This window comes from Blautia luti (assembly GCF_013304735.1).
GTDB lineage: Bacteria > Bacillota > Clostridia > Lachnospirales > Lachnospiraceae > Blautia_A.
This window is the reverse complement of sequence record NZ_JAAITI010000023.1, coordinates 50,300-59,005: the sequence shown is the minus strand read 5'-3', so window position 1 is coordinate 59,005 and position 8,706 is coordinate 50,300. Positions and strand designations below refer to the sequence as shown.

Sequence of the window (8,706 nt, the reverse complement as noted above, 5' to 3'; positions counted from 1 at the left end):
ATCTTGATCAGCAGGAAATCAGGAAACTCGCAGTGGACTTGGATAATTTTAGTTACGAGTATGATACTTATGAATATAAGGATACTGTTGAAAATAGGGACGAACAGGTCGAGAAAATCACAGAAGATATTTTGCACAGGGAGACAGCTGGTTTAAAAGACTGGCTGACTGAGGTGTCAAAAGAATCGAATATAGACAGTGATGTAATTACTGCCCGGTCATTACTTTCACGTCTGGAAAATGCAGAAACACTCTCTATTTTTACTAGACCGTTAGAGCAGGAGCAGACAGAAGCCACGATCACTTTTTATGTTGCAGAGTGCATGGAATTTCCAGTTATGGGTGAGTACCACGAAAATCTTACTTTGGAAGAAGCCTTACACATTTATGAAACCATTCCCGCTGAACGTATGAATGGGATAAAAGGTGTTGGATTTGAACTGCACGATGGAAGTGATTATGACGGACCGTATGATCTTATGCGACTTGGAAAAGTTGACAGGGAAGGAGTGGAGATGATTAAACACTATAAGGAAAGTCCATTAGTTCAGAAAGCAATGGATGATGTGGAAAAATATTTTGCCAGGAAGCAGGAACTTACAAAAAGAACAGAACAGGCAGTTGGAGATAAGCCTATACAGAAAGATAATGTTTCACATCCAAAGAGCAGAAAAGAATCTGTTCTTCAGGCACTCCGGGAACGTCAGGCAAAAATAAAAGAGCAGGAACAGACTGTAACGAAAGAAAAATCCAGAACACATAAGAAGGGAGAGGTGTCATTATGATGGTAAGATTTGAGGAAGATGAATATATTGCTGTTGCGATTTTTGATGCGGGTGACAGGATTCAGACAATGAATGCTATGGATGAAATTTTTTCCTATCTGGATGAAGATATGAAGTATCTGATATTTACAACAATTCAGAAGCTATATTATCTTAGCGATGAAGGATACAAAGAGCTGGAAAGAACCGTAGAGATTTATAAAGCAGACTTGGAGGTGGATGGAGAATGAGTAGAAGTCAGTTTGCAGTTTATCAGTTAAAAAAGAAGCCGGAATTGAGAAACCTTCTTTTCCGTACCTATGAAGAACTTGCACAGGATCAGATTCCTGTGCAGGTGAAAAATTATGAACAGGTGTATCTTGGAACAATGAAACCGAGAGAAACGCCAGAGCAGATAAAAAAGGAGCTGGAGAAGAAACAACCACATAATTATAAAGGTCATGCAATCAGTACCAGTGACGTGATGATCTTGAATGATAATGGTATCACGACTGTTTACTATGTAAATAAAGATGCTTTTATAGAGATTTCTGATTTTATGAAAGTTGCATCTTCGGAAAACGGTGGACTTACGAAGGATACAGTTGGCTATGAAATAGAGGGAAAAGACGGATCATGGGAAGTAATAGATTATCTGCTGGTAGAAGGCAAGAATTATTTCCTTATGGAACATGAGCAGTATGGGAAAGATGTTGCGTATGTAGTTTTGAACCAGGACGGCAAAGTGATTGTAGATAGCACATATAATGGATTTGATGATGCAGTAAAACAGAAAATTCTTGATTCTCTGCATCCGCCAGTGCAGGAACAGACAGAAAATAGTAAACCGAAACTGGATAACTGGCAGAAGTATCTGGAAAATGGGGAATACCTGAGAAGTGCGGAAATTACAGAGGAAGCAAATTATAATATGATTGACGGACTTAGAAATAATTCTGCACCGAAAGATAAAAAGAAGCGTCCAAAAGAATCCGTTCTTGCGAAGCTGAATGAGAAAAAGGAAGAAGTTGCCAAGCGTAGTGGACAGAAAGCAATGCAGCAGATAATGGGACAAGACGTGGAGCGTACAAAAAAATAAAAATGAGAGGCTGGTCACAGTTGTGGCTGGCTTCTTTTTTTGCATAGAAAAAGACTGGCCAGTGCCGAATAATCAGTTAGGGCTAGTCTTTATAGTGTGTTGCAATATCTTCAATTTTACAATCCAGAATATTACAGAGAGTGTTGATGGTGTTCATACTGACACCTTCATTATTCTGCAAACGATGTATCAGGGACTTACTGAAATGATATTCTTTGTGAAGAGTGTATTTTGTGATACCTCTTTCCTGCATGGTAAGCCACAATTTATCATATTTAATCAACGGCTATCTCCACCTTTTTCTTGTCTTTCCCTCATTATAGGGTTAAGATAGAAAGTAACAAAGGTTCTGTTTTCGGAACCCATATCAATGAGGAGGAGATGGATTGAAAAAGCAGAGGATAAAAGGAATTGTACTGGTAGTTGTTTGTTTCATATGTGTATTGTGTATATGTAGTGGGTTTTATAGAGTGCAGTCGAAGGAACTTTCGGAAATTCCTGATGCAGTCAATAGTACGAGATTTAACACTACGGAACATTTAACAGTTGTAGCAAATCAGGAGGAAATTGCTGATAAAAAGGAACTGGCAAAACAGATTATAAAAATGTGCAGGGAAAATTCTTTTCAGTCTATAAAGTTTTCTTATGATATGGTATGCCCGACAGAATTACAGATCAATGTATATAAGACGGAAAACGACTTTAACGATAATAAGCAATTCTGTGAGATAGCGTATTTATCAGATGAAGAAAATGGGGAATATGATATTATCCACAACCCTGAAAAATTTATATTGTATGTAGATGGAGAAAAGGTAGAATAGAGAAATAGAGGTTTGCTTCCCTGGATTTAAGGAAGAACCTCTATTTTTATGAAAAAAAGTCGGTTATGATTTTTCTTGTGTATGTTCACGCTGGCGATTTTGAACTTGTGAGGTTCCAAGAATAATATCCACATTGGAACACACTGTACGGAGTTCCCGTTCATGTTCCCGTCGGGCATTAAAGTCTTCACGTTGCATCGTCTGTAATTCTGTTAAGCGATTCTTTTCCTCACGCAGCATTTTTAATGTAGGAAGTTTATTGCCCTGTGATTTTTCTTTGAGTATTCGGAGGGCAGATTCATAGAGTGTAAGTTCTGCCCGGTGATCATCATAAAATTTTTCTTTGTTCCGACTTTTGCGGTAATCAGAATATATAGATTTATTGGCAAGATACTGTCCGGTATAATGAATCTGTTCATTGACATTCTTCAAAGTATTCTCTGTGGATTTTAGTGTATTTCTTGCATCAGTGCTTTGAGCAGAGGCATCGGAAAGAGCTGTATCTAAATCTGCCTTGGATTGAAAGCCATGTTCCTGTACATAGGCAACTGTCTGAGCCATCATTTTCAGGTTAGACAGTTTTACTTTTTGAGCATACGCCTGACTTTGCTGTGCTTTAATACAATGCTGCAAATCTGTTACCAACCGTAAATCAGATTTTATAAAGAGGAAAGTATGTGGAGCTTCTGTAGTTGTAGCAGTGTAGGCAGAAACTGTTGGAGTTGAAGAATTAACAACTTGAGAAATATCAGGAACCGGATTTTCAGTAATCTGTGAGGTAGAATTTTCTTGAAATATTTGCAGAAGATGTTTTTCCTCATAAAGCGTACCAAGGCTTCTTCCAGTAATGTATTTACTGCGATTGGGATGCAGGTAGCTGTATCTGCCACGACTGACTTTGAATGTAATATTATATTTTTCAGACAGCAATCTGGAAAAATCTTCTTGTGATATTGCCTGTGAAGCAACTGTATCAATCGCATCACGAAGATATTGCTTCTCGGTTTGAAAAGTAGTCTGCCTTGGAGTCAGCCCTTTCTTTTCAAGCTGTGCATTGTGTTTATCAAGTTTTTTTTGTCCTCTGCGTTTTGCCCAGTACTCTTTTTCAGATATTTTCCTTTCCGCAGGTGTTAGAAGGTCTACCTGGTTCAACCCATTGGCGGTACACATATCCATGACTTTTTGCTTTAAATAGATTCGGTATCTATCGGAAAGATGATGTTTATAGCCAGCTTTTGAATCCCGGTCAAATTCCATATAGGGCTGAGGCTCAGTGTCATATTTGCGGATACTGTTGATTACGATATGCACATGAATATTGCCACTACCATTATGACCGTCAGTGTGAGTACAGACAAGTGCCTGGTGTCCGGGAAAATTCTCTTTGGCATATTCTACGCCAAGCTGCTGCGCCAGTTCTCCGGTCAATCCATGTTCATCCCGGTCCTTAGGATCGAAGCTGATGATATAGTGGTGGGATTTAATTTCATTGTAAGCCTGGTTCTTATGAAAATAAGCATTTGTTTCCTGACATTCCGCTGCAAAAGTAAATGGATCGCAGTTTATTCCATCAAGATAGTATTCCTCACGAATAAGCATATGACCGTTTTTATCAAGAATAGGCTTCTGTGTATATTCATCATGCTGAAAAATCAGATAACGTTCAGCTTCTCCATAATCTGCATTTTTACTTGCGATATGTTTCAGTATTGCCATGAAAGTCACCTGCCATTTCCATTACCTTATATTTCATTTCATATAAATCTCGAAGTCGCTTATTTATTTCTCCACGCATTTCCTGAGAAAGAATCCCACCCTGATTAAAATATTTTGCAATCTGATTGAGGTTGCTGCCTATCTTTCCAAACTCTGCGAGCAGTTTCTTTATTTCTGGAACATCAGCAACTATTTCAATTTTGGTCTGTACTTTTCCTTTTAAAACTTGTGTTCGCACATAAGAAGCTAATGACATATTAGCTTGTTTGGCGGCAGTTTCGATAATTGAAAATTCTGTCTCAGTGAAACGAACGGTAATACGATGGTTACGATACATTTCTTCCTTTTTAGGTCTTGTCATAATTTTAATCCTCCAGTTGTTTTTGTAAGTAAAATTCACAGTCTGCTGTGAAAGTTAAGTAATAAAAAATTATTACGCTGTGACCATGCAAATGGGAACCAATGAAACAATCATTGATTGTGCTTGAGGGTATGGGGAGTAAAATCCCCATCAAGTTGCCTGCTGTCAAAATCCGGGAACCGGGTTTCTGGCAGCCAGGGCGAAACTTGCTCTAAGAAAGAAATCCCTCTACTAATAAGGCTTTGGAAAGCCTGTTTACCAACCCTCAAAATGAAAAAAATAAAAAAACACGAAATGCAGGTTGGTAAATACCCTCTGCCGAGCTTTATAGGTAGAAGTAATTTTTTCCGGGAGGTGTAAAAATGGCAGAGAAAGAATTACCAACACCAGAAGAAATGCAGGAGATGGCAGAGATAGATATTAGAACGGTAGACACAAGCAGTCTGGTAGATATAGAGCAGGTGCAGATACAAACAGAACTGCCACAGGAGGAACGGATTGCAGATTATATTAGGCAGATTAAAAATCCGTATTGCTATATCTCCCATGGAGTAGCGGTAAAAATAAGTTTTACTGGAAAATGTACACTGGAAGAAAGCCTGAGCAGGTGTATCTCGTTATGAAAATGAAGAAAAACAGGATGGAAAGAAATTTAAAAAGAATGAAAAAAGGTATAGCAGTGAGCCAGAAGTTATGTTAATATGGTGTTGGGTCAAAATTTAAAAGCATTCAAGAAGCCATGAATTTCTTGGTTTACACTGCCGGATGGCATAGTAAATTAGGAGGTTGATGGCTTTATGTATTTCAATCAAAAGTCTATATTAGCAGCGGACTATCTCAGACTCTCCAGAGAAGACGGAGATAAATTGGAAAGTGATAGTATCCGCAATCAAAGAAGTCTGATTAACGATTTTGTAAAACAGCACCCAGAGATCACGTTGGTCGATGAATATGTTGATGATGGTTACAGTGGAACAAATTTTGAACGTCCTGCATTTAAGCGATTGCTTGAGGATGTGAAGAAAAAGAAAATCAACTGTATTATCGTCAAGGATTTATCCAGACTGGGAAGAAACTATATTGAAACAGGAAGATACCTAGAAAAGATATTTCCGTTTCTTGGAGTAAGGTTTATTGCAGTTACAGATCATTATGACAGTGCAGCAGAATCGGATGATGCAGACCAGATCATTGTTCCTTTTAAGAATCTGATAAATGATGCTTATTGCAGGGACATCTCAATTAAAATCCGAAGTCAGTTAGATGTAAAAAGAAAAAATGGACAGTTTATTGGCAGCTTTGCCGGGTATGGCTATCAGAAAGATCCAGAGAATAAAAATCATCTCATTATAGATGAATATGCAGCAGATATAGTCCGATATATTTTCAATCTGAAAATGGACGGTTACAGTCCTCAAAGGATTGCAGAGAAGCTGAATGAAATGGGAGTGCTTCCACCAATGGAATATAAACGAAGCTGTGGTATGAATTATAATAGTGGATTTCGTTCAGGAGCCAAGCCTAAATGGGCGGTCACAACTGTAAATCGCATTTTGACAAATGAGTTATATACAGGAACAATGGTTCAGGGAAAGAATCGTAAAATCAACTATAAAGTAAAAGAGTGCAGACCAGTAGCAGAAGAAAACTGGATTCGTGTAGAGAAAACGCATGAAGCGATTATTGCAGAGGAAATATTTCAGTATGTACAGTCATTGATGGAACTGGATACTCGCACAGCACCAGAGGAAGAATCCGTATATATTTTTTCGGGATTTTTGCGATGTGGAGATTGCGGGCAGAACATGGTGAAGAGAAGCACAACAAAAAATGGAAAGCGGTATTATTACTACCATTGTTCTACATATAAAAATGGAGATGGATGCAGTTCACATCTGATTAGTGAAAAGACGGTTCATAAAGTTGTTTTGGATGCTATACAAAGGCAGATTGCCTTATTGGTAAATGCGGAGAATATCATTCAGAACAGTGGAATGAAAAATTATAAAAAGACAGAACTGGATTCACTGGAAAAGCAGTTGGTGGTTCTGCATGAGGAAGTAGAGAAGTATAAAGATTTAAAAACCCGGTTGTATCAGGATATGTTAGATAACATTGTGACGAGAGAAGAATACCATGAGTATAATCGGAGATTTACAGACAAGCTGCATAATGCGGAAAAAGCAGAACGTGAATTAGAGCAGAGGAAAGAAAAGGTATCTGCGGAGGGAAAACGGGAACACCCTTGGATTGAGGATTTCAAGTATTATCAGAATATTACACAGCTTGATCGTAAAGCGGTAGTTACTCTGATTGATAAAATCATTGTGTATGGAAAAGACCGTCTGGAAATTTGCTTTAAGTATGCAGACGAAATACAGGAAATGACAGAAGCAGCTCAGAATATTCGGGAAATGGAAGAAAGGGAAGGTAGATTTAAATGCGGTGCGTAAGTTATACAAGGACTACATCGTGCAAAAATACAAAGAAAATTCCATCAGATATTATCCAACAGCAGAATGAACATATTCAGAACTATATACAATCACATGGTTGGAAGCTGGTAGCAAAATACAGTGACCGGAAAAAGGATGAAAATGAAAATACAGCTTTTGAAGAAATGACGGCAGATGGGATTAACCGTAAATTTGATATGGTGGTAGTAGATAGTGTTGACCGTTGCGGAAAATATATTTCCTGTGCGGAAGATGTACTGGTTAAAACATTCTTTCCGGCGGGACTTCACTTTGCGATAGTACAGAGCGATTTTTGCAGTATTGGAAAAAGCAGGGAAGAAATAGACGAGTATTTCAGAAAAGAGAAAATTGCGGTACAGGTAAAGAGTATGCGTGAATATGCGATTCGTGAACAGGTAGAGGGATATTATACAGTTCACGATGAAAAATATGGATACATACTTTCAGAAGATAGAAAAGAATTAATTGTCGAGGAAGAGGCTGCGAAGATTGTACGGGAGATATTTCAAATGACATTGGCAGAAATCTCTATAAAAAAGATAGTAGCCATTCTGAATGAGCGAGGAGAAGAATCTCCAATGGTACATAATGCGAGAGTGGGGCATAAGCACTGGCCGCATTATGAAAATAAGTGGAGCGAAGGTGCTTTGCGGAGGATTTTAGAGTGTACAGCATATGATGGCTATTGGCAGAAAACAATCAACGGAGAAGTTTGTACGCTTTCAATAACACCAATACTAGATGAAGGAGTTTTTGAACAGGCTAGAAGACTTATTAAAAGTCGAACAACTACAGATAATATCATAGGTGGGAAGCCGGGGCCATATGTAAGAAAAATCTATGATGAAGCAACTGGAAAGCCGTTGTACCTGAGAAATTTCCGAAGTGGTGACGTTGCTTTTGTGTTCAATCCGCAGATGAGTGAATTACCAAAGAAAAGAAAAATTTATATAGAAGAAGCTAAGGTTACAGAGGCAGTAAAAAATGCAATTTCTCTGGAAATGGATATGGCTGAAAAAATGAAGGCATATTTGCAGACAGAAAAAATGCAACAGCTATTACAGAAAGAGACTCAGCAATATTCAGAAAAGGCATGGATGATATTCCAGGAAATGGAGCAGGTAGAGAAAGACCGTATTCCTTTATATGAAAAATTCCGGGACTATGAGATTGGTCAGACAGAATATCAGGAGAAAAAAGAAGAAATACAGGCGCAGTTGCAAATGTATGAAAACGATTTTGAAGGACTGATGGACAGGCTTGCAAATATGAAAAAGGCTTATAGCGAGGAAAATGAATGGATAAAAACATTTCAAAGGGAAGAGTTACCGGAGAAGCTGGAAAGTCAACATGTTAAAAAATGGGTAGATAAAATAATTGTTTCAGATTTAAGAGATGTGCATGTATACCTGACAATGCAGAACTGGAAGAATTATTTTCCAGAAGAATGGATGGAGGAATAGCA

At 38.1% G+C, this 8,706-nt stretch carries 9 protein-coding genes and 2 pseudogenes; 8 read left to right on the top strand and 3 right to left on the bottom strand.

Going from position 1 to position 8,706, the window contains the following annotated elements; translation table 11 throughout:
• From G5B06_RS12620 to G5B06_RS12610, 3 genes and pseudogenes are all read left to right on the top strand, one after another.
• A pseudogene (locus tag G5B06_RS12620) lies at window positions 1-785 on the top strand (hypothetical protein); the annotation flags it as partial.
• Complete coding sequence (locus G5B06_RS12615) at window positions 782-1,015, top strand: transposon-transfer assisting family protein (RefSeq protein WP_029730849.1); 234 nt, start codon at window positions 782-784, stop codon at window positions 1,013-1,015. The pseudogene G5B06_RS12620 and the gene G5B06_RS12615, both read left to right, overlap by 4 nt.
• Window positions 1,012-1,863, top strand: a complete 852-nt coding sequence (locus G5B06_RS12610) for a YodL domain-containing protein (RefSeq protein WP_118338489.1) — start codon at window positions 1,012-1,014, stop codon at window positions 1,861-1,863. Before G5B06_RS12615 ends, G5B06_RS12610 begins: the two co-directional genes overlap by 4 nt.
• Before the next feature lie 82 nt (window positions 1,864-1,945).
• Here G5B06_RS12610 and G5B06_RS12605 read toward each other — a convergent pair whose 3' ends face one another.
• Window positions 1,946-2,146, bottom strand: coding sequence for a helix-turn-helix domain-containing protein (locus G5B06_RS12605; protein WP_029730851.1), 201 nt, complete (start codon window positions 2,144-2,146; stop codon window positions 1,946-1,948).
• Between the two features lie 103 nt (window positions 2,147-2,249).
• On the opposite strand from G5B06_RS12605, the gene G5B06_RS12600 reads away from it, so the two are divergent.
• Window positions 2,250-2,687 (top strand): hypothetical protein, encoded by a 438-nt coding sequence (locus G5B06_RS12600; RefSeq protein WP_055282517.1) that lies wholly within the window; start codon window positions 2,250-2,252, stop codon window positions 2,685-2,687.
• Window positions 2,688-2,750: 63 nt separating this feature from the next.
• Here the strand turns inward: G5B06_RS12600 and G5B06_RS12595 are convergent, their stop codons facing one another.
• Together G5B06_RS12595 and G5B06_RS12590 are read right to left on the bottom strand one after the other, a co-directional pair.
• Window positions 2,751-4,403: a relaxase/mobilization nuclease domain-containing protein gene (locus G5B06_RS12595; RefSeq protein WP_173772212.1), complete on the bottom strand. Its 1,653-nt coding sequence runs from the start codon at window positions 4,401-4,403 to the stop codon at window positions 2,751-2,753.
• Window positions 4,375-4,764, bottom strand: a complete 390-nt coding sequence (locus G5B06_RS12590; RefSeq protein WP_173772211.1) for a plasmid mobilization protein — start codon at window positions 4,762-4,764, stop codon at window positions 4,375-4,377. Before G5B06_RS12590 ends, G5B06_RS12595 begins: the two co-directional genes overlap by 29 nt.
• A 362-nt stretch (window positions 4,765-5,126) precedes the next feature.
• On the opposite strand from G5B06_RS12590, the gene G5B06_RS12585 reads away from it, so the two are divergent.
• From G5B06_RS12585 to G5B06_RS12575, 4 genes and pseudogenes are all read left to right on the top strand, one after another.
• A complete protein-coding gene (locus G5B06_RS12585; RefSeq protein WP_044994015.1) occupies window positions 5,127-5,387 on the top strand; it encodes a DUF6870 family protein in 261 nt (86 codons plus the stop codon).
• A 174-nt stretch (window positions 5,388-5,561) separates the two neighbouring features.
• Entirely contained in the window at window positions 5,562-7,217 is a 1,656-nt protein-coding gene (locus G5B06_RS12580) for a recombinase family protein (protein WP_029730856.1), read from the top strand.
• Window positions 7,205-7,402 (top strand): annotated as a pseudogene (locus G5B06_RS19805) (hypothetical protein); the annotation flags it as partial. The gene G5B06_RS12580 and the pseudogene G5B06_RS19805, both read left to right, overlap by 13 nt.
• Before the next feature lie 207 nt (window positions 7,403-7,609).
• Window positions 7,610-8,704 carry a recombinase family protein gene (locus tag G5B06_RS12575; protein WP_244094565.1) on the top strand — a complete coding sequence of 365 codons (1,095 nt, stop codon included), beginning with the start codon at window positions 7,610-7,612 and terminating at the stop codon, window positions 8,702-8,704.
• Window positions 8,705-8,706: the final 2 nt, after the last annotated feature.